The 20,025-nt window shown below is 58.4% G+C and carries 20 protein-coding genes and 1 pseudogene; 10 read left to right on the top strand and 11 right to left on the bottom strand.

The genetic code is table 11. The features are described 5' to 3' along the window. Positions 1–268: 268 nt before the first annotated feature. Positions 269–466 carry a hypothetical protein gene (locus ACVWVY_RS38920; protein ID WP_456631355.1) on the bottom strand — a complete coding sequence of 66 codons (198 nt, stop codon included), beginning with the start codon at positions 464–466 and terminating at the stop codon, positions 269–271. A 551-nt stretch (positions 467–1,017) separates the two neighbouring features. On the opposite strand from ACVWVY_RS38920, the gene ACVWVY_RS38915 reads away from it, so the two are divergent. Then, the gene (locus tag ACVWVY_RS38915; RefSeq protein WP_456631354.1) at positions 1,018–1,332 is read left to right on the top strand and encodes a hypothetical protein; all 315 of its coding nucleotides are present in this window, start codon (positions 1,018–1,020) and stop codon (positions 1,330–1,332) included. 581 nt (positions 1,333–1,913) lie between these two features. Further along, positions 1,914–2,246, top strand: a complete 333-nt coding sequence (locus tag ACVWVY_RS38910; RefSeq protein WP_456631353.1) for a hypothetical protein — start codon at positions 1,914–1,916, stop codon at positions 2,244–2,246. 48 nt (positions 2,247–2,294) lie between these two features. Here the strand turns inward: ACVWVY_RS38910 and ACVWVY_RS38905 are convergent, their stop codons facing one another. Beyond that, complete coding sequence (locus ACVWVY_RS38905) at positions 2,295–2,543, bottom strand: hypothetical protein (RefSeq protein WP_456631352.1); 249 nt, start codon at positions 2,541–2,543, stop codon at positions 2,295–2,297. A gap of 499 nt (positions 2,544–3,042) precedes the next feature. Between ACVWVY_RS38905 and ACVWVY_RS38900 the strand changes: the two genes are divergently transcribed. The 5 genes from ACVWVY_RS38900 (at position 3,043) to ACVWVY_RS38880 (ending at position 8,014) form a co-directional block, all read left to right on the top strand. Further along, positions 3,043–3,348: a PAS domain S-box protein gene (locus ACVWVY_RS38900; RefSeq protein WP_456632425.1), complete on the top strand. Its 306-nt coding sequence runs from the start codon at positions 3,043–3,045 to the stop codon at positions 3,346–3,348. Between the two features lie 310 nt (positions 3,349–3,658). Next, on the top strand, positions 3,659–4,300 hold the full coding sequence (locus tag ACVWVY_RS38895; protein ID WP_456631351.1) for a response regulator transcription factor: 642 nt from the start codon (positions 3,659–3,661) through the stop codon (positions 4,298–4,300). Positions 4,301–4,317: 17 nt separating this feature from the next. Further along, complete coding sequence (locus tag ACVWVY_RS38890) at positions 4,318–4,764, top strand: response regulator transcription factor (RefSeq protein ID WP_456631350.1); 447 nt, start codon at positions 4,318–4,320, stop codon at positions 4,762–4,764. A gap of 237 nt (positions 4,765–5,001) precedes the next feature. After that, a complete protein-coding gene (gene lpxD / locus ACVWVY_RS38885; RefSeq protein WP_456631349.1) occupies positions 5,002–5,979 on the top strand; it encodes a UDP-3-O-(3-hydroxymyristoyl)glucosamine N-acyltransferase in 978 nt (325 codons plus the stop codon). A gap of 1,798 nt (positions 5,980–7,777) precedes the next feature. Then, entirely contained in the window at positions 7,778–8,014 is a 237-nt protein-coding gene (locus tag ACVWVY_RS38880; protein WP_456631348.1) for a hypothetical protein, read from the top strand. 108 nt (positions 8,015–8,122) lie between these two features. On the opposite strand, the gene ACVWVY_RS38875 is transcribed toward ACVWVY_RS38880, so the two are convergent. Beyond that, positions 8,123–11,647 carry a chemotaxis protein CheB gene (locus ACVWVY_RS38875; protein ID WP_456631347.1) on the bottom strand — a complete coding sequence of 1,175 codons (3,525 nt, stop codon included), beginning with the start codon at positions 11,645–11,647 and terminating at the stop codon, positions 8,123–8,125. Positions 11,648–11,697: 50 nt separating this feature from the next. Here ACVWVY_RS38875 and ACVWVY_RS38870 point away from each other — a divergent pair, with 50 nt between their 5' ends. Then, positions 11,698–12,807, top strand: coding sequence for a chemotaxis protein CheB (locus tag ACVWVY_RS38870; RefSeq protein ID WP_456631346.1), 1,110 nt, complete (start codon positions 11,698–11,700; stop codon positions 12,805–12,807). A 167-nt stretch (positions 12,808–12,974) separates the two neighbouring features. On the opposite strand, the gene ACVWVY_RS38865 is transcribed toward ACVWVY_RS38870, so the two are convergent. From ACVWVY_RS38865 to ACVWVY_RS38840, 6 genes and pseudogenes are all read right to left on the bottom strand, one after another. Next, positions 12,975–13,304 (bottom strand): hypothetical protein, encoded by a 330-nt coding sequence (locus ACVWVY_RS38865; protein ID WP_456631345.1) that lies wholly within the window; start codon positions 13,302–13,304, stop codon positions 12,975–12,977. A 181-nt stretch (positions 13,305–13,485) separates the two neighbouring features. After that, positions 13,486–13,725, bottom strand: coding sequence for a hypothetical protein (locus ACVWVY_RS38860; protein WP_456631344.1), 240 nt, complete (start codon positions 13,723–13,725; stop codon positions 13,486–13,488). Beyond that, positions 13,725–14,491 (bottom strand): annotated as a pseudogene (locus tag ACVWVY_RS38855) (ATP-dependent DNA ligase). The gene ACVWVY_RS38860 and the pseudogene ACVWVY_RS38855 overlap by 1 nt, the downstream one beginning before the upstream one ends. A 173-nt stretch (positions 14,492–14,664) precedes the next feature. Further along, positions 14,665–15,012, bottom strand: coding sequence for a hypothetical protein (locus ACVWVY_RS38850; RefSeq protein ID WP_456631343.1), 348 nt, complete (start codon positions 15,010–15,012; stop codon positions 14,665–14,667). Between the two features lie 929 nt (positions 15,013–15,941). After that, the gene (locus ACVWVY_RS38845; RefSeq protein ID WP_456631342.1) at positions 15,942–16,604 is read right to left on the bottom strand and encodes an SOS response-associated peptidase; all 663 of its coding nucleotides are present in this window, start codon (positions 16,602–16,604) and stop codon (positions 15,942–15,944) included. Positions 16,605–17,165: 561 nt separating this feature from the next. Further along, positions 17,166–17,345, bottom strand: coding sequence for a hypothetical protein (locus ACVWVY_RS38840; protein WP_456631341.1), 180 nt, complete (start codon positions 17,343–17,345; stop codon positions 17,166–17,168). A gap of 266 nt (positions 17,346–17,611) precedes the next feature. On the opposite strand from ACVWVY_RS38840, the gene ACVWVY_RS38835 reads away from it, so the two are divergent. After that, the gene (locus ACVWVY_RS38835; RefSeq protein ID WP_456631340.1) at positions 17,612–17,953 is read left to right on the top strand and encodes a DNA -binding domain-containing protein; all 342 of its coding nucleotides are present in this window, start codon (positions 17,612–17,614) and stop codon (positions 17,951–17,953) included. 487 nt (positions 17,954–18,440) lie between these two features. Here ACVWVY_RS38835 and ACVWVY_RS38830 read toward each other — a convergent pair whose 3' ends face one another. Further along, the gene (locus ACVWVY_RS38830; protein WP_456631339.1) at positions 18,441–18,704 is read right to left on the bottom strand and encodes a hypothetical protein; all 264 of its coding nucleotides are present in this window, start codon (positions 18,702–18,704) and stop codon (positions 18,441–18,443) included. A 186-nt stretch (positions 18,705–18,890) separates the two neighbouring features. Between ACVWVY_RS38830 and ACVWVY_RS38825 the strand changes: the two genes are divergently transcribed. Next, positions 18,891–19,130, top strand: coding sequence for a hypothetical protein (locus tag ACVWVY_RS38825; RefSeq protein ID WP_456631338.1), 240 nt, complete (start codon positions 18,891–18,893; stop codon positions 19,128–19,130). A gap of 563 nt (positions 19,131–19,693) precedes the next feature. Here ACVWVY_RS38825 and ACVWVY_RS38820 read toward each other — a convergent pair. After that, entirely contained in the window at positions 19,694–20,002 is a 309-nt protein-coding gene (locus ACVWVY_RS38820) for a hypothetical protein (protein ID WP_456631337.1), read from the bottom strand. Positions 20,003–20,025 lie beyond the last annotated feature (23 nt).

Here is a 20,025-nt window from a genome sequence, read left to right as displayed (position 1 = left end):
GCGCGCGAAAATATGATGTGGTGGTGAGAGGCAAGGCGGGGCCTTGGCCGTTATTCCAGCACGCCGCCGGACAGTTTCAAGCCTGCGTCGAAACCGACGAAAAGCGCCTGTTTTACTACTGCCACTTTGTCCGAATGGGATGCAGTCCCAGCAATCCATCTGACAAAATGGCACCGTCGATCAGCAAACCGGCAAGCGGGTTCAATGCGATGTACCCCAAGGCGAAGCTGGGAAGCTGTCGAGATCGTTTGCGAGCTAACGAAAATCTTTAAGGCCGCGCCCCATGAACGGCATCCAAATGCGTGAGCATGTTGGCCCGTACCGCATTGGCGGTCGCGGCCGTGACGACGAAGCCGACCTTACAAACTACGCAGCTCGCGATGATGACCCCGCGTTGGTCGCGGTGGAAGGTGAAACCGTCGACGTCGGCTCCGGGCGGCGGGTCGCAGATTGTTTCGTCGTTCATGGGGCGTTTTCCTAGCGTCGCGAATTGGCGTTTTCGGGACTGCGAACTATCTAAAACGTGCATGCACTATCTAACGTGCATGCTCAGATCCCCCTTTACCCTGTATACCGGCCGAGGCCGCAAAGGTTCCTGACCGGCGGGATGGATTCACAAAGTAGTCAAGCGCGACGGCAAGCGTGTGCGGCTGTTCACGCGCAACGGCCAATGCGAGCAATTGCGGCGTGCCTGCGAAAACAAGGACGCGCTAGGGGAGCGGGGCGAAGGAAATTGCCGTAGGTATCGCGCGACTTGTAGAGGTCGCTTGTAACATTCGCAATTTTTCAATGCTTTAGCGAATCTCAGCACCCAGACGCCTTTGTTTGCGATGATTCCGGTCGGGAAAAAACTGGAACGGGACGGATCAATGCGCGTTGCCCTCGCACAATGGGGGAGGTATCACCGGATGGCAAGACGAAGACAAACGCTGAAGTCAGATGGCAACACGGCGGCAGGGTCATTTGCTAACAAGGTTAAGGCGGTACATTGAGGGATTGGGCCCTTACCAATCGTTGATGGTGCTTGCCATTCCAACCAGCCTTGTTGAGCCCCTCAAGCTCGCCGCAGTAGCGATAGCAGGTGCAGGGCATTGGATCACCGGCACCGTCACCATCGTTTGTGCTTATGCGGCCAGTCTGCTTGGTATCGAGCGACTATTTAGGATCGTCAAACCTAAGCTGACGATGCTGCCGTGGTTCGCTCGATTGTGGAACTGGCTCATCGCTTTCAGAAGCCGTGCGCTCCGGGGTTTCGCTGAAAAGAGATCGGCTCGACCAGCGCGTTTTTATAAGCTCGGAGTTGAGCAAGGCCCGCAGGGGGCTGACTGGTAGTGGTGCTGTGCCGGACTCCTAATACGCGCACTGAGTCGAAATTGCCAAGCAGATTATTCTTCGATGTTCGAACGATAACCGGAACAAAGTCTCAACGCGCGAGGCCCGGATGAGGGTGTCCGGGCCTCTGTCAAAAACCTCAACGGCACCCTCCGTGCCGCTCGGCTGATGGTCTGAGTGAGCGTAGCAGCACCTCGCTGGGCTGCTTTGACCTAACGCAATCTTTCAGAGGCCGAGCGTAGGCCAAACGGTCGGCAGTCTTGCGTGCCTCGGCTGCCTGTTCTGCTGCAGACCGAACCGACGCGGCGTAAATGGTCTCGCGTGACTTGGTACCCATATAAGAGAGGATGCGCCGGGCCGCGCGGGACAGGCAAGCCGCTATAGATTGCGATGGATGGCGTGCCGGGCACAACGGAGGCGACGCAGCTAGTTGGGTACGCTTTCGAGGGTAAAGCGGAAGTCGGATTTCGGAGCCGTCAGGGCAGCTTTTGGACCCGGTTGATGCCCGATGGAACCGACCGCCCGCTTGTCGAATTGCTTCTGACTACTTCCCCATTTGGGGCAGACAAGTGGGTGGTGCGATGGCGATGAAATGGATTTTGGTCGTCCTGATTGGCGGCGTGACCCCGATACAAACTGACTTGCAGTTTGACAAACTTGCGGATTGCCTCAGCGCCGAAGAGCAACTCCGAAGAACATATGCCGACGCTTATGAGGCGTGGGACAAGTTGGCGGCCACTAACATCGAACGACGGCGTGACTATCGGAAGGCCCGGGAATTTCAGGAACGAAGGCTTGCTAATACCGGCACCTGTATTCCTCATGCTGGAACTGACCAGCCCGTCGCCGTGACACGAAGCGGCGAACAGCCAACCGGAATTACGTCTCCGCAGCCGCCGCCAAAATCTAATTGAGGTCCATCAACAGTGGCGGATAATGATCATCCGGCCAAATCCGATGCCTCAGTCATGCTCATCGAGCGGCGGCTCGTTGCGTTCGTCGGCTGCTTTGCTGCACGCCTCGCTAATCTTTCGCCTGATCTGCGTCACGACCGCGTCGATATTGCGCCGGACGACCATGTCGCGCGAGCACCGGGCCGACATGCCCGATAGATGCGTCAGCGTGATGCCAACGATCTGGTCGATCAGTTCATTGACATCGTCCTGTCGCACCAGTTCGCGCTTCTTCTCCATGATCCTGATCTGTAGCAATTCGGTTCTTGCCTTGGCATGCGCCGCATCGGCTTCACTGCGCGGCGATTACTGCCGCTCCCGCCGCAAGTATCGCAGGTAGGCAACGCCGCTTTGGTCGGGCGGGAAGCCGCTGCCATCGGGCGCACGGTGCAGCACGCCTTCGGCTTCGAGCTTGCTGATGTAGGTCCGGCTCCAATCAAGGTGCTGCGCCAATCCGACGCGCTGACGTCGCGGGCTTTCTGGATCGCGGTGGCGAGACAGGGTCGACAGTGGACGGGTGGGTGACGATCTCAGCCATCCTGTTCGTTTCTGTTGCGTCGCGGCAGCATACTCCGATCGCAGTGATCCAATTCTCATCGTTCGGCTGACGTGATTAAAGTGAACCGGAGTTCCCATCGAAGGAGATGCATCCATGGAAGAGCAGTCCATATTGGCCGATATGATCCTCGATCAAGTTGCTGACGCCATCATCTGTATTAACCCAGCGGGAGCGATCATTCGGTGAAACCCTGCCTGTATCGCGTTGTTTGGCTATTCTGCCGGGGAGGCGCTCGGCCAAAGTGTCGACCTGATCATACCCGAGCATCTACGGGCTGCACATTGGAGCGGCTTCGACGCGGCGATGACGAGGGGCGCTCGAAACTTCAAGGCCACCCGACACTCACCCGCGCTCTACACAAAAGCATTACGCAAGCTGTACGTCGAGATGACCTTTGTGATTGTAAAAGGAGATACCGAAGGCGAAGTGCTTGGCTCGGTCGCGATGGCACGCGACGTAACAGAGCGGGTTGAGCGAGAGCGGGCTGCAAGTCGATCACCTTGAAAACTTAACGGCTCGAATGATGTCCATAGCTGGTTGATAAGACGCCCCCAATCACATAGGTTTGCCTCCCCTGTAACCGCAACCACCGATTTCCACGCGCCAGATATTCTAAGGTGCGAATGGCGCGGTCCCAGCATTGAGCCATGCCCTCGGAAGGACCCCGGAAGACGGGCAGGGTCCCGTTTTTATCCCATCCCCACTCTAAGACTGACGGTTGACCCGGCCCACTCCGCACGTCCACTACTTGACAAAGCACTCCACTGGCGTGGCGCTGCATACACATCAAATAAGCAACAGCGGGGTCAAAAGATTGTCTGGTTTCGTTCATGTTGTTGACGATGATGCTTCCTTTCGCCAAGCGATAGAACGTCGACTAAAGCAAGCCGGTTATGAGGTTGTTATCTATCCTTCGGCCCTGCATTTGTTGGTCAACTTGCCAGCCGAAAGCATCCCGAGCTGCATCCTACTCGATGTGCGATTACCCGGCTTGGACGGTCCGGGGCTGCAAAAGCGACTCGGCGAACTCGGCTCAACGCTGCCGATCATATTCCTCACTGCTTATCATGACATTTCTGTTACCGTGCAGGCCATCAAGGCCGGTGCGGATGACTTCCTGATCAAGCCGGTAACGTCGGACGACCTCCTTCGCGCGATTGAAAAGGCTTTAGCGCACCACCGAGCATTGCGCGATCTGAAAGACAAACTAGACAGCGTGCGCGCCCGAGTTGGCCGATTGACGCCACGCGAACGGGAAGTTTTCGAGCTTGTCGTTCGCGGCGATCCCAACAAGCAGATCGCCCGGGCGCTTGGCTGTACCACCCGTACAGTGAAAGCCCACCGCCACAAAGTGATGGAGAAGATGGAGGCGAAATCCTTGGCGGAGCTTGTGTCCATTGCCGAGCGGATCGGCATTGCGTCGGCTACCAGACATATGGACAGTCTTTCTTTTTGATTTGGAACCAACATACATTGATTTACGTCAAACTGTCCGGCCGAGGCTCATATCAAAGCCTCAGACAGGTCGGCGGACAGGTCATGATGTCGAGAGATCCCAGCCTTGTTTTAGTGGTCGACGATGACTTGGGCATGCTGAAGTCCGTCCAGCGGCTGTTGAGGCTGCACGCATATGAACCCATCCTGTTTTCATCCGCAGAGGCTTTCAAAAACTACACCAATGTCGAAAAGGCAGCTTGCGTCATCTTCGACATCAACCTGAACGACGGGTCCGGTATCGAGTTGAGACATGGTCTCAAAGCGGCAGGCGTTTCCGTGCCGATGATCTACATGACCGGGAATGAAACCCCTGCCGTTCGTGAGGCTGCGCTGGCTTCTGGCTGCGTCGCGTTTCTCACAAAGCCATTCTCAGCGGAGGAATTGATTGAGCCGCTGAAAAAGGCGTCCGCCTTTAGTTCATAGCCGCGCGTTGACATACCAAAAGAAGGAAGCTCGCGTAGTCATATGGCGCCGCGCGGGCATCTCGCTTGTAGACGAGGCGGGCCGCTGTTAGACCCGCGGGGCACGGCAGGTGAGCCGCCCGGGGCGGCGTGTCGCCCATGGAGCTGACGCAATTGATCTGTATCAACGCGCCGATCGCTTCGTTGCACCAGTCAAAATGGTAACGCTACTGAACCGGTTCGCGAGCTGGGAGCACGGGTGATTAAAGCAACTTTGGGCGACGCAAGGTTCTTTCGTCGAAGTGGCCCATATCCACTTGCCGTGGTCACAGACAGGGCGGGGGGAATTGCTGATGACCTCGAGCTGCTCCTCGAAGGTGTTGCCCCTCTGCAAACGGCTGGCCCGAATGAAGTGAGTTTTCTGGACAACCCACGTTACGCTTCTGCACTGGATCAAACTTTGGCGGGCGCTGTGATCGTGCGTCCTGCCATGGCAGCACGAGTGCCAACGGGTACGGTGGCTATCCAAACCACTGAACCCTACGCCGCTTGGGCACGTGTGGCCGCACTGTTCTATCCCGTGCCAGCGGCTTCTCCAGGCATTCACCCGTCCGCAATTGTCTCGGAGGGGGCGCTCGTCGATCCGTCCGCGGAGGTCGGGCCGCTGTCGGTAATTGAGACCGGGGCAGAGATAGGGCCCGGTTGTCGGATAGGACCCTGCGCGGTTATCGGAAGTGGCGTGATTGTCGGCCGAGATTGCCGAATTGGCGCGCATGTGAGCTTGAGCTACGCAGTGTTAGGAGCACGCGTTTACGTCTATCCCGGTGCTCGGATCGGGCAGGAAGGATTTGGATTCGCCTCCATAAAACATGGATTTCTGTCTGTCCCCCAGCTTGGGCTGGTCATACTTGAAGACGACGTCGAAGTCGGCGCTAATACGACGATTGATCGAGGTTCATCGCGAGACACGGTGATTGGCGCTGGCTCGCGTCTCGATAACCTCGTGCAGATTGGCCACAATGTTGTCCTCGGCCAGTCTTGTGTCATCGTCGCACAGGTCGGTATTTCGGGCTCAACCGTGCTGGAGGATTTCGTCCGGGTCGGTGGGCAGGCGGCCATGGCCGGGCATCTTCGAATTGGTGAGGGTGCGGAGGTCGGTGCGCAGGCTGGCGTCATTTCGGATATCGCGCCAGGCACGAGCCAGACGGCTCGTTGCCACTGCCTGTTTCTGACTTGAAGCAGACCTCCCGCTCAGTCGAGGATGTTGGCCCTGTCGGGATCAAATGAATGGACCCAAAGAAACGGCCCCAGCTTTGGGGCTGGGGTCAAGCTGGGGCCGTCCTTTGTCTTACCGGCAGGCTGCTCCGCTTCCCCATCCGGCAATGCGCCAAATAGAAATCCAACTTCCCCGGAAGTCTGTATGGCACCCGACAGACTCGGAACCTGCAACCCTCCTAGCCTTAAGACATCGCCTGGCGCTAGGGGAAGGGGAAGCGCATGCCTGACTCACGACATCGGCCCATTTGCCCAACTTGCCACCGTTCCATGACACTTGAACTTCAGCCCAGCGGCATGCCTCCACGCACGTTCCAGTGTCTGGAATGCGAGCGGCCCGACCCGATGAAGTCGCCGGTGATTGCGACCATCCTGAACGCGCTACAGCCGCCCAATTAGGTTTGATCGAGCTGCAATAGCAAATGAAATTGGGCGTACTCATACTAATGCGGGACGCTGAAAGAAAAGGCCAACTTCGCTCAGGTCCTTGCTTGCCAACGAAACCGTTATTCCGGAACCAAGACTAATTAGCAACCCAAAAAAGACGAAGCTTAGGGTAGCGTATACTGCAAGGGCGACAGCATCGGTCATTCGCTCGCCCCAGCGCGCACGGACGGCAACTCAATCCAAAAGGAAGGAGGGCGTCTACCCTTATTCGATTTCTGTCGGTTAGCCCGCTTCTCGAATTCATCGGCGAGCTGTAGCCAACTTGCCGCTTCAATTAGACTGAGCGATTTATTCGATTGTTCCCGGCATATGACCGCTTGCCTTAAAAACCTGTCCGCATCCTCGCTATCCACGACACCAGACTCCATGAGTACCAGGCCCCGGAAACCATTTTTAAAAAGCAATGGAGAGGGATGTCTGTCCGGCTTTCGACATTATTATGGAAATTCGGGAAAAAATGGCAAGTAGTCAGGCAGCCGAATAGTGCCTGCTGCGCATTTTAAACTGATCGAGGATTCACCAGAATCGCGGTTCGTGATGGGTCAGCAGTTGTCGCCTGCGTCAGCTCTAAGGGAAAAGCAAGTATTGCCTGTCCCCAAGTTCGGCCCATCACCAGGTCCTGCCAAGCAAGCTAACATCGGAAATTCCTCCGGGCCTGGGCCCAGAGGATATTCCAAAATTTTGGATAGAGATTTGCTTAGGGGGCACCCAACTAATGGTGCCGGATGGCTCCATGCATTCTTCCGCCGTATCCCGCTCGCACGACGCCGGCGCGATATCCGCCATATCCGACCCGGGACATGCCGTAGGCACCATATCCTGCCCGGTGCCCATACGCGCGATAACCTACGTGGCGTCTGTAAACTCGGTAGGGTGAGTAGCCATAACCGTAGGAAACCGGCGCATAGCCATAGCTATAAGCTGGCGCATACGCATAATCGTCATCATAGCCATAGCCGTATGGATAGCCGTACCCACCTCCATAGTACGGACCGGCAAGCGCAGCACCGACCAGGGCTCCGGTCGCAAGTCCAAGTCCGACGCCGCCCCACCCCCCACCTCCATGTCCCCAGCCACCATGTCCCCAGCCACCGACATGGCCGAAACCACCATGCATCCCGAAACCTCGCGCCTCAGCCGGGTTCGAAACGTTGGCAGCCAGTAGTGCGGCCGCCGCTAAAATCGCAATACGCACCCTCATAGGGCTCTCCATCGTGTGAAATCGTAAGGCTAAACGGACCAACTCGTCCACGGTTCCGAGCCTCACCGCCCTAACTTCCTATTTTTGAGCTGAGATGCGAAACGGAGCTGAGTTGAGTTGGATGCTCGGCCAAAGCCGTGAACCTGAACAAGAATTGTCGCGCATCACGCAAGCGATCCGTTTGCACCAGGGGTGGGACATGAAATACGTGACAGGGTTCTTCGCTGCAATCTTGCCGATCCTGACCCCACCCCGATTGAAAAGGCCCGCCGGTTCACGCTGGCGGGCCTTTAATTTATCGGCAATCAAATGCACCGAAGAAAAATCAATGGGACCTTCCTGGCTGTGACCGCGAGCGTTGTGCGTGGGGCCGCCGAGGGACAATTCGACGACGACCCCCCGGCCGCTTCCTCCTGTGACCGAGGTCGCTACCGAGGTTAGTTCGGGACGGCGCGCGTTACAGACTCACGGCAGGCGCTTTCGGCAACTGTACTTCGATCGTGCAGAGCACCCCGCCAGAGGTGAATTCACGCCGTACGGTCGCATTCGGGATCGCTCGGTCGATCAACTCGCTTCCGAAACCTCTTGTCTTCGGCTCCGTGGTTCTCGGGCCGCCGCGTTCGCGCCACGTCACGGTAAGAAGTGGCTGGCCATTCCGGGTCTGCAGGCTCCAATCCATATCTACGGTGCCCGCTTGCTGCGAGAACGAGCCGTACTTGGCGGCGTTGGTCGCAAGCTCGTGGAAGACTAGTCCGAACGGCGTTGCCAAATCAGGAGGCAGGAACACCGGCTCGCCTGTGATCCTGACCCGATCAGGATTGCCGCCGACATGAGGTTCGAATTGCCTGCGCGCCAGCGTCGCGAGATCGGCGCCCCTCCAGTCCGAATCCACCAGTAGCGAATGGGCCGCGGCCAGCGCGGCGAGGCGGCCGTCCAAGCGGTCGGTGAATTCTTCGTAGGACTTACTGAAGCGCCGCGTTTGATGCGCTATCGACTGCACGACCGTCAGCGTATTCTTGACGCGGTGCGTCAGTTCGAGAAGCATCAGCTTCTGCTGCGTCTCCCATACCCTGCGCTCGGTCACATCACGCGTGCTCTCGAGGGCGAGTTGTTGCCCCTCGACCATCTCGAGGACGATGCGGCTCTCGATTATCAATTCCCGGCCGTCTTTGGTCCGGTGCTTCAGTTCGCCGCTCCAGTTGCCTTCATCATGCAACTTTACGCGCAGCTCCGCGAATGAACTTCCAGGCACGATCGTGCCCAGCAGCCTGTCCTTCTTTTTTCCGACCGCTTCGTCGCGGCTGTAGCCGTAGAGTTCCTCACTTCCACGATTCCACTGCAAAATCGTGCCGCTGAAATCCCAGATGAAGATCGGATCGCGCGAGAGCTCAACCAGCTGTGTCTCCTGGCGGAGCCTGCGTTCGCTCGTGCTGAGCGCTTCTTCCGTATGCCGTCGGTCCGTCATGTCGACAAAGGTGAGGACGACGCCGTCGATCTTGTCATCGACCGTGCGATAGGGGCGCAGTCGAACATCGTACCAGCGGTTGTCGCGGCTGCGGATTTCGCGCCTGATGGGCGTGAGGTTGGCGAGCACCCTGCGGGCATCGCCAACCAGGCCGTCATATTCCAGCCGGTGGGCGAAATCCGAGATCGGACGACCCTCGTCGCTCGGCGTGATGCTGAACAGTTCGGTGACCTGTTGCGTGAATCGCTTGATGCGCAGGCTGGAATCGAGGAACAGGGTTCCGAAATCGGTCGCCGCCATCAGGTTTTGAAGATCGCTGTGCGCGCGCGAAACCGCTTCCAGCTTCAGCTTGAGTTCGCTGTTAACGGTCTGCAATTCTTCGTTGATCGACTGTAGCTCTTCCTTGCTGGTTTCAAGCTCCTCGGACGTCGAGCGATATTCCTCGTTGATCGATTGCAGTTCCTCGTTGGCTGCGCGCAATTCCTCATTGGCGCTCTCCGATTCCTCCCGGGTCGTCCGTAGCCGCGCCTGGGTCTGCTGCAACTCTTCGCGCAGGTGGTTGATGATTTCGTTGCCTGCAGCGTTCTCAGCCGACTGACCTTCGGTAACCTCTTCAACCGAGCCTCCTTCGATGAACAGCACTATCGCCCTGTCTTGTCCATTGTCGTCATGGTCGTCGGCGGGCTTGATGTGCATCAGCACCCGATGCGGCGAGCCGTTGAAGCGAACCGGAATAGGCAAGCTAAGCCAGGGTTTCGAGGTTTCGAAAGCCCTGTGCAGGGCCGACCGCAGTTCAAACCGCAGTTCGGGCCGGACCAGATCGACGATATTGCCGCTGAGCGGTCCGCCGGCCGGCTGCAGGAAACGCCCGGCATTTTCGGACATGTGGAGAACGCGATGCGACTGATCGACCAGGATGCTGGGGGGCGCAAGTTTCTCAAGCGCCTGACGGTGCGAGGCAGCCTCGTTCAGCAACGCGCTGCTGCTGGGCGGCCGCATCGGACGTGCGGCCTGCTCGTGGACGACGGCCACGCTGCCGAGCAGGCGCGGCAGCAGACGAACCTCGCCCGGGGCCGCCGAGGACTGGTAGATGCGCGCCTTGCGGTCGAACGTACGGAATTGTCCGGCCGGGTTATCGGCGCTCTCCGATGAGCCCAGCATCAGAAATCCGTCGGGATTGAGTGCGTAGTGAAATGTATTGCACGCCATCTCCTGAAGGTCTCGATCCAGATAGATCAGCAGGTTGCGGCAGGCGATGAGATCGAGACGCGAGAACGGCGGATCCTTGAGCAGGCTATGGCTCGCAAACAGCACCAGGTCGCGCAATTCCTGGCGAACGCGATAATGGTTGGCTTCCCTCACGAAAAAGCGCCGCAAGCGGTCTTCGCTGAGGTCGGCTTCGATGGCCGCGGGGTAGTGGCCCTCTCTCGCCATCGCGAGCGCCTTGGCGTCGATGTCTGAACCGAAGACCTGGATCGTTGGTCGGATATCCTGTCGGGAGGCCTGCTCCAGCAGCAGCATCGCGACCGAATAGGCTTCTTCACCAGTGGCGCAGCCGGGCACCCAGACGCGGATCACGCGATCGGACAATTTGCCCTGAAACAGTTGCGGAATGACCTGAATCTCGAGCGTCCGGAACGCTTCCTTGTCCCGGAAGAACGACGTCACCGAAATCAAGAGGTCGCCGAGTAGCGCCGGCGCCTCGTCGGGATTGTCGCGCAGCACGTCGTAATAGGCGTTCGGGCTGTCCGACCTGGTGACCTGCATGCGGCGCGCAATCCGGCGCAGGATCGTCGCCCGCTTGTATTTGGTGAAATCGTGCCCGGTCCGAACCCGGACATGCGCAAGGATCCGCCGCATGAGATCGGGATTCAACCCGCCCAGGTCCGACGGGGCGCCAAGGCTCTTTTCGCGTACCAGTTCGGTCAGCCGCTCGGCTATCTGGCGGATCGGCAGGATGAAGTCCGCAATGCCGGTCGCAATGGCGGCGCGCGGCATCGAGGGAAATTCGGCTTCGGTGGGATCCTGCACAAGAATGATTCCGCCGGACTCCTTGACGGCCCTAACGCCGACGGCGCCGTCGGACCCGGCGCCGGTCAGGATCACGGCGCAACCGTCGCCATGCTGTTCGGCCAGCGAGCGGAAGAACAGGTCGATCGGCGCCCGTTTCCCGCGCGGCTCGTCAAATTCCGCGGTGGCGATCTCGTCGTTGGTGATGTGCAGCCGGCGGTCGGGTGGGATTACGTAGACGTGATCCGGCTGCAGCGCCACCGGGTTACCCACCTGGAGAACAGGCATACGGGTGCGCGTGGCCAGAATGTTGGACATCTCGCTGCGCACGTCCGGGTCGAGATGCACGACCACGACAAAGGCCGCGCCCGTTTTCTCGGGCAGCACCTCGAACAGATGCTGCAATGCACGGACGCCGCCGGCAGAGGCGCCGATGCCGACCACGATGGTTTTGGGGCGGCCAGGCTCAGCATCCTCGTTCCGCTCCTCCTCGCTTGCTTCACCCATCGCGCGGCTCATTTTTACTTTGTTGGTTGCTTATCGATAGCAGACGGCATTTGGCCCATTTATCAGGAGTTTCGGCAAGGAAATATTGGACCGACTTTTCCGGAACGAATGATCCGGCCGCGGGTTCCCCTTTTGGGGCTTGGAGCATTTCAATGGCTAATCGCGATGTTCTCGCCATTGGGACGTCGGCCGGAGGGTTCGAGGCGTTGCGCTTCCTTGCCGGCGAGTTTTCGCGCGACTTCCCCGCCTCGATTTTAGTGACGATCCATCTGTCCAGCCAATTCCGTTCGGCGCTCGATGCCATCCTCACTCAGGCGGGTCCGCTCCCGGCCAAATTCGCCGTGGATGGCGATAGGCTTGAAAGAGGTCATATCTATATCGCGCCGGCCGAGCGGCACCTCATCGTGGAGAGCGGGCAGTTGCGGCTGGGATCGGGGCCGCGCGAGAACAACTCCCGGCCGTCGCTCGACCCGCTATTCCGGTCCGCGGCCCTGTGTTGTGGTCCTAGGACGGTTGGCGCCGTCCTCACCGGGACGCTGGGGGATGGCGCAGCCGGCCTGTCGGCACTGAAGCAATCCGGCGGCATCACGGTGGTGCAGGACCCAGGCGACGCCGCCTTTCCGGAAATGCCCGCCACGGCCATGATCCGTTCGCAGCCCGATCATGTCGTCGGCCTCCTTGGCATGCCGGCGCTGTTCGAAAAGCTGGTGCGGCAACCAGCAGGTCAAGCAGTGCCGGTCCCAAGCCACCTCAAATATGAAGTCAACATCGCAAGCGGTAGACGCGGCAGCATGAGTGAAATGGATCAAATCGGCCGTCGGTCGGTACTCGCCTGTCCCGACTGCCACGGGATCATGTGGGAAATCGAGGAAGGTGAACTTGTGCGCTACCGATGCCATGTCGGCCATGCCTATTCGGCAGAAATCATGAGCCTCGCGCTCGACGAGAATTTAAAGCGGGCCTTCGGAAGCGCGTTGCGGGCGCTCGACGAACGCGTCGCCCTTGCCAGAAAACTGGAAGCGCAAGCGAGCACGAGCGGCCGGACCGGGATCGCCGAATCGTGGGCGGCCAAGGCGCTTGAGTTCGAGGCGCAAGCCAACGTTATCCGCGATTCGATCAGACGCACCGATGAGATCGCCACGCGCTTCACCGCGGTTTAAGGAGTATGTTCATTGACTGAAACCACCAGAGGTGCGGAGTCCGCCCCGAGGGAACCATTTGACTAGCTACGGGGATTTCCCAGCCGGCCAGGCCTCTTGTGTTCACTCTTACACAGACGGGAGCACTTGTTTGTGGTTTGGTGTTGCCCAACTGACCGTTCAGCAGGTTATGAATTGGGAAGGGATCGAGGGAGGAATGGGCCTTGCTCCTCAAACTTAATGGGCATATTTCGAATTGTCTCGAGCGGGCGACCAATGCAGAGCACCGCGCTGTACACTCGATCGATCCCGCGATCCGCAGTGACCATGAATTGTTGGCGCAGAGCTGGCGTCACCTTGCCCGCAGCTATTAATTCGTTGAAAGCCTTGAACGCTTTTTGTCCGAGAAGGCGCGTGGCAACGACGCGACCGTTCCCCCGGAAATGTTGGCCGTTGTAGAGGAACAGCCGGCGCAACGCGAAAGCAAGCCGATCATCCGGCGCCGCCGGGTCATGCATGAAACTTCATTCAAGGATCGCCTTCTGAAAAGCGCGCAAGATGCGCGCGAGCAGGCGGCTCGGCTGCCTGCAGGGCCCGTGCGCGAGCGCCTGCTTCTAAAGGCTCGGCAGAGCGAAACTGCGGCAGGTATCGATACGTGGGCGTCTTCGCCCGGATCGCCGCTGCCGGACGATCTTGACCTCATGAGGAAGCCGAGGGTTTGATCCTTCGAACCGCTCGGCCGGTGTGGCTGGGATGCACCGTCATTTGCCAGTCCGGCGGCTCCAACCTGAGTTCATCGGCCTTACGGGCCACTTCATCCACGGTGCCCGAGCGGCACAAAAATTCGGCCGCCTCCTCGATCGAGCGACCATGTTCGATCGCAGCCCGGAGGTCGTCTATATCCATCGCGGTCCATTCGGCATCGTCGTAGATGTCCATCACAGGTCCTCCCGCAGGCCCCTGAAGAAGGGATGGCGCACCTTGCCCTCGGCGGATTTGGCGCGGTACTCGATCTCGGCTAGCAACTCAGGTTCGACCCAGATGCCCTTGTGCGCGATGCGTTTGGTGTGGTGTAGGGCTGGGTTTTGCGGATCAGCGGCGTCAGTCGCTTGCGTAGTGCTGCCGCCGAGGTCTTGTCGAAGCCGTGGTCGACCTTGCCGGCGTAGATCAGATCCTCGCCCTTGCGCCGGCCGACGTAGATGCCGTCCCACTTGTTGCCGTCGAGCGCGAAACCAGCGATGGTCAGCGTCTCGCGCTGGGCACAGGTTTTCTTGACCCAGTTGTTGCCCCTGCCGGAGATATACGCGCTGTCGCGCACCTTAGAGACGACGCCCTCAAGTCCGACCTTGGAGGCGTGGGCATACGTTTCCGCTCCATCGACCTCGAAGCTTTCGCTGAATTGGATGTCGGTGCCGTCGATAGTCTTCTTCAAGTGCACCTTGCGCTCAACCAGCGGCAGCTTCCGTAGGTCATAGCCATTGAGGTAGAGCAGATCGAATGCGACCAGCACGATCTTTTTCGACTTACCCTTTAGCTCATTCTGCAGAACGGAAAAGTCCGTCGTGCCGTTCTCGGAAGGGACGACGACCTCACCATCGATGATCGCCGAACCGGCGGCGATATGCCAGGCGTCGTCAGCAATCTTCCGGAAACGCTTGGTCCAGTCGTTACCGCGCCGGGTGAAGACCTTCACCGCCTCGTTCACGAGGTGGACCTGCACCCGGTAACCATCGAACTTGATTTCGTGTATCCAGCGTTCGCCGTTCGGTACCTTTTGGATAGATGTCGCGAGGGCCGGTTCGATGAAACCGGGATACGGTGCTTTGACGCCAATCGCGACAGGCTTCTTGCGTTGAAATGCCATGCACTCCTCGCCGCCTAAACCAGTCGTAATGCCAATTGCCGCGCCGGCCCAGCGCAGGCGTCAACGAAGTCTCGGAGATGCTCAGGCACGGGCTCGCCCGCAATGTCGCACCGGGTCTGAATTTCGTGCGCGACATCTGGGGAGACGTCGTCCGCCCAATGCTCCAAAGTGTTGAAGGCTACGACGCGAACCGGATCGTTGAACTGCCCGGTCATAAAGTCGCTGATGATGGTTTCGAAGTCCGTGCGCTCGATCTCGGTTTCGCGGTAGACACTGCCGCTGCTAAAGCGATCAACTACCAGATAAACTGTCTGATCCGCGCCGTACGGCACGGTACTCGGTGACCAGCCCGCTCTGGGCATCGCAATACTCCAACGCAACAGGAAACCGGCGACACTCAACCGTTCGCCGATTAGTAAGTTCCTTCAGGACGTTCTTGAAATAAGCGTCATTCACAACTTCTGTGACGGGCTTCCCCCAATGCACAATGTGCGGTCAACGTTTTCTATTTCTTTTTTGCGGCTGCCTTGAATGAAACTCCTAACCGCATTGAGACTTTGCGAATGCGCTGAGGCGTGCGCTTCATGATCCGAGCCGCTTCCTCTAACGACTTTGACGCTTTGGCGAGTTCAATAACGCGACGATCATCTGCAAACGACCACGACCTAGCCATCCGTAGAGCACTCCGTTGAAGAACAAAGTCGCCACGCAACCATGTCCGCTGATGGCTTTGCCGTGGGACTGAACTTGGGGGAATTGCCCGGCGCTCTATCGATAGCTGAGCGTTTTGACGTCGTAACTCGTATCGCGCATTAAGCTAACTCCTCAACCTTACCCAGCCCGCGGCACATCGGTATCCCCGTGTTTTTGCGGGGCGGTCATAGCCATCCGGTCTTCCGAGAAAGTATGCTCGGGGTGATTTGCCGAGGACCCACGCCATGACAGCCAGCCCAATGTGCGTCGCATGTGGTGTTGAGCGACGTTCCATCGCAGTCGAGCTTGTAAACGCCAGATATGAAATTCGATCTGACGAATGTCCCAAGTGCAAGACGGTGGTGAGGTTAGTGAACGCTCGTAGGATCACTATCGGAAAACGTCAACTGGCCGAGACGCGAGGCATTGGAGCAACGGATTGGTCCGAGAAAGAGATCAGTCAGCTCATCGAAATGGTTGGTCAGAAGATCACCGTCAGAGAGATAGCAAAACTCCTCGGTCGTCATGTTGGCTCAGTGCGACGTAAAGCCTGCGCGTTAGGTCTGATAGTGGGCCGAATGGTGCATTAGCAACTGCTTCAGGCCGCAGCCTTGTCTTCCTTGTCTGCTCCCCGCATGACGATCTTCAGCGCATCCTCCGACAACGGTCGCTGCAGCGTCCTCGCCTCGTCCCACGGCGCGCGCATCCAAACATCCCGCTCTTCATCCGTCAGCAAGATGACCGGCATCGCCTTGGGATGGATTGGCTCGACGACGGCATTCGGCGACGTGGTGAGGAAGCCATAGACGTTATGCGGACCCGGGATCGGCTTTGATTTCGTGCCACGCTCGCCTTTGAACTCGGTCCAGATGCCCGCGAAGCAGGTTAGCGGCCGATCGTCATTGATCGCGAACCAGGCGACATCCGTTTTCTTGGTCTCGGGGTTCGGCTCTGGCGCATATTCAGCAAAGCTGTTGAACGGCACGGGGCAACGGTTCTCCGGCTTCAGCCAGCCGCGCCAATGCGGCGATGAGGTGTTGCGAATGTTCGTGACCGGTGGGCCGCCAGTGCGCGGCGGTGGCGGCATGCCCCAGCGCATCAAAACTAATTCCCGTTCGTCGCCCGCATCGCGAATGACCGGCGCGGGATAATCAGGAAACACGCCCGCCATCGGCGCAAGATTGCCGACGTAATGGTTCATTACCCGGAAGAGGGCGGCGATTGCGCTCTGATTGGTCGTAATTGAATAGAGGTTACACATAGTAGCAGCGCGTTACTGCTGATCCTTCGGCGTGGCCCCGCTCGCCGCGTCGGGAACGGACGGGCCGGGCGCTTCGGATGCCGTGCCTGTTCTTAGCTCCGGTGTCGCCGTGCATTCGCCCGCCCAGAGCTTCGTCCCTTTGACCGTTCCAACGAGCTTGCAACCAACGGGCGCCTTCGGCTTTGTTTGAACGATCGGCTTCGCGCTGACGGTCGGTCGCTTTTTTGGTGTTGCGCCTTGAGCGAGCGCAATCGTGGGAATGAGCAACATAGCGAAGCAAAGCGCTGTCTTCATAACGTGGTTCCACTCTTCAAAAAGTGCGCGCGTCCGCAAAAATCAGCTTACCAATTTGTTGGTGCGCGCCACATCCTCCAGTGCGTCGGAAAAATCAAAATAGGCTCATCGGCCCAAGCATTGTACCATCCCCCTAATTTTCGACGGCATGGAAAACGCAATGGCATAATGCCAGTCTTATCAAGTTCACCTACCTCCAAATCGCAATCTTCCGGCGCGAGTTGGATCGGTAGCCACTGCATGGCCCGACATGACATCCCTGAGAGCCTAAAGGGCGCGTGTAACCAATGCCGCCACCCGCCTCTGGAAGCCGCTGATCTGTCTGAATGCGTCCCGCCGCTCTGATTCTTCAGGCAGCCGTTGCGCGGCTTCCCACAAATTCACTAGCAACCGCGCCATATCGATCAATTCATTAAATTCCGGCATTCCAACGGTGCGTTGGCTCAATGTTAGGTCCTCTGATACGAATAGATGTGGGTTGGGGGGCCGCGAGGGGAGGGCGCGGTAAGTAAAGGAAGAGAGTATGTACAAATGGTATCTATGCAGTTGCCGCGCGGAAGTACCGGCGCAACAAAAGGTGCTCTTCTCCACGCACGCGGCGTAACATCGATCTCCACGTTTTGCTCATGTTGAAAACGAGGATCAGCCAGCATCTGCGGCATCCCTGTGTCATGCAATCGTCATATTAGAGCCGGTGCGTTTCCGAGCTGGGTATGCGGCTTGACCCAAAGCCGTGGCCGACGTTGTATGCTACTTGTTGTACTCTCGCCGCGAGAAGGCCCTATGAAGACGCGCCAATCGATCCACACGTCGCTGATGTAGTCCCAACCGAAGCAGCCCTAACTGACTATGATAAGCAGCACATGATCACGTACATGTGCGTGTTTGATGCTGATCAACAAGGCGCCGATTGGCGTGAAGTCTGTCGGATCGTGTTGCGCATCGACCCGGACACCGAGGCTGATCGCGCACGGCAAGCCTTCGAAAGCCACCTCTCGCGTGCCAGATGGATGACCGACCGTGGGTATCGCCATCTGTTGGGATGCGGTGGCTAAACTCAGCAGCTTCTAACCCGTCATTCGCTGAAATCTAGGCTCAAAGCGTTCTATGAAGCGGTCGGCTTGCCAAAGCTCCACGGCGTAGTCATCAACGCAGGTCTTCGCAAGACGCCGCGCTTCCTCCTTATTGGAGCAGCGTATATCAATCCGGCTCGTGATATGGTCATCGTGCCCCATCATGTAGGCTCGATACTCCTCCATCGAACGCCTCCCCGTGCCACGCTAAAGACCATGGGAAAAGTAGCGCCGCGAGAGGGAGCGGTCCATTTGAAAGCTAGACCCTGTGTATTCAGTGGAAAACAAGACCAACCTAGAGGAAGCAAGACGGCGCGACTCCCGGACCGTCTCTTCTACTTGTGCCGAGAAGCACATGATCACCCTACATGCGCTTGCTCGATGCAAGCTGGTCACAGAGCCAGACCCCTACGAGGACGACGCCTACCGACTGTGGGCGATCAAGCTAAGTAGACCCAGCAGCGAAGCGTTAGCTTGATTTTCGTTTGCGCCGTGTTCTTTTGCCGCTGAGCCGTTTGGCGTTTGCCGCCACCTTTCTTCGATACTGCTCAACAATTTTGTCTCCCGAGGCACCAGCCATCAGGCTTGTACCGGCCTTCGCCGCCGCAAACATTTTTTCACTTACCATGCGCTGGGCTTCGCGTTGGGCCGCTTTGCCGCCACGCATCAACTTCGCGATCCGCAACCCGATCACGCGGTTGCTTTCTAGCCCCAGCATCATCCAGTTCCACATGCTGCGATACTCCTAGCAAGGCGAATAGCTTCGGATCACATCAACGACACGGTGTGTGTGGTGTCCAATCAAGGCCGCGTGGCTGTCACGACGGGCACAATCGGCTCGCATCTTCCCGAGCCTGCCTTGGCAACGCGTGTACCTAAGATAAAGGGTTCCTTCACCTTGATCTAGGGAACACCCGAATTGGCAATAGCCAAGGGCCTCGCTACGCCGTTGAAGATCAGACCGCTGCTGCTGGGGGCCAAACGGATATGTCCGATGGGTGTGGCAGGCTGGCGCTTTGCGCATGTGAAGAGAACTCTCCACGTTCGAGCGGTGCTTGTCGGCTTGCTGGAAGAGTTGCCGTTTGTCTGCCCCGTGGTAGTCGCAATCGGCTCGACAGTCATGATCCTAATCAAGCTCTGCAAGGATTTGCCGCAGTGAGGCGGGTCTGAGCGCCAGCGCGCGCTCACCCTTTCTACCCCATCATCCTGCTGCCACCACGGCATCGTCGGCAGTGACGGCGTCCGGCGTTGCATATGCCGGGCCGTGCGTTCGATCCGCTATCGCTGTCCTTTTCGGTTGAAGCCGCCAGCTAAAGCCCGCGCCTCCGCCGGCCGGTCAACGCTCACGCACCTGTGAAAAAAGCGACATAGCCCCACAAAAAAAATGGCGACACAATTGGCACGCGGCAATGGAGCCGATGGGGCGCGGCAACAGTGAGAGACTGGACCAAGCTAGCTGCACTCTCGCTATTAATTTCAATCGGCATCACGGCCATCTTCGCCACCGCTGCCTTTGCGGTCTGGTGGGAGTTCATGCGTTAGCCCAGCTGCTCCGCGAGCCTGATCTCGCCTTGACGCTCGCGGTCAACGCTTACGCCAACCACAGCAGCAGCACCAGCGCGACCGCGATGGCGACCGCCGCGATGAAGATCAGCGCTTGAGCGTTCGACATGCGCCACACGCTCGGCGAGCGGCTCAGGCTGTATGTCGAAGAGAACTTCCTTAATGCTTGAAGAAGTTATCAAGCTTTACAGGTTCGCCGGTATCTCGCCAGAACAGTTTTTTACTGAGGCTGGCAGCCACCGCGAGGCGGTGGTGGCCGCCGACCAGCGTATGGTCATCCGTTGCTTTCGCGATGACCTCTCCGGCTTCGTCCACGATGGTTTTCATGTGACGCCTCCAATCCAACGCGCCGATCAGCGCCGCCGCGATGATGCGCAATATATCTAAACCTCGTGCAGGCTCCGGGCGTTCCAACCCATGATGATCACGGTTTCCGTATTCGACACGCGCCACCTCGCGCACCGCCATATGTGTACCAGCCCGCATAAAAT

It is taken from the genome of Bradyrhizobium sp. URHC0002 (assembly GCF_054059515.1).
The sequence above is the reverse complement of the archived record's forward strand: the minus strand, read 5'-3'. Positions and strand labels throughout refer to the sequence as shown.

What these genes read in the sequence shown, in the direction of transcription:
- ACVWVY_RS38920 (WP_456631355.1), bottom strand. Translation starts at nt 466, where the DNA reads ATGAACGACGAAACAATCTGCGACCCGCCGCCCGGAGCCGACGTCGAC.
- ACVWVY_RS38915 (WP_456631354.1), top strand. Translation starts at nt 1,018, where the DNA reads ATGGTGCTTGCCATTCCAACCAGCCTTGTTGAGCCCCTCAAGCTCGCC.
- ACVWVY_RS38910 (WP_456631353.1), top strand. Translation starts at nt 1,914, where the DNA reads ATGGCGATGAAATGGATTTTGGTCGTCCTGATTGGCGGCGTGACCCCG.
- ACVWVY_RS38875 (WP_456631347.1), bottom strand. Translation starts at nt 11,647, where the DNA reads ATGGGTGAAGCAAGCGAGGAGGAGCGGAACGAGGATGCTGAGCCTGGC.
- ACVWVY_RS38865 (WP_456631345.1), bottom strand. Translation starts at nt 13,304, where the DNA reads ATGCATGACCCGGCGGCGCCGGATGATCGGCTTGCTTTCGCGTTGCGC.
- ACVWVY_RS38860 (WP_456631344.1), bottom strand. Translation starts at nt 13,725, where the DNA reads ATGGACATCTACGACGATGCCGAATGGACCGCGATGGATATAGACGAC.
- ACVWVY_RS38850 (WP_456631343.1), bottom strand. Translation starts at nt 15,012, where the DNA reads ATGCCCAGAGCGGGCTGGTCACCGAGTACCGTGCCGTACGGCGCGGAT.
- ACVWVY_RS38845 (WP_456631342.1), bottom strand. Translation starts at nt 16,604, where the DNA reads ATGTGTAACCTCTATTCAATTACGACCAATCAGAGCGCAATCGCCGCC.
- ACVWVY_RS38835 (WP_456631340.1), top strand. Translation starts at nt 17,612, where the DNA reads ATGCGGCTTGACCCAAAGCCGTGGCCGACGTTGTATGCTACTTGTTGT.
- ACVWVY_RS38830 (WP_456631339.1), bottom strand. Translation starts at nt 18,704, where the DNA reads ATGTGGAACTGGATGATGCTGGGGCTAGAAAGCAACCGCGTGATCGGG.
- ACVWVY_RS38820 (WP_456631337.1), bottom strand. Translation starts at nt 20,002, where the DNA reads ATGGCGGTGCGCGAGGTGGCGCGTGTCGAATACGGAAACCGTGATCAT.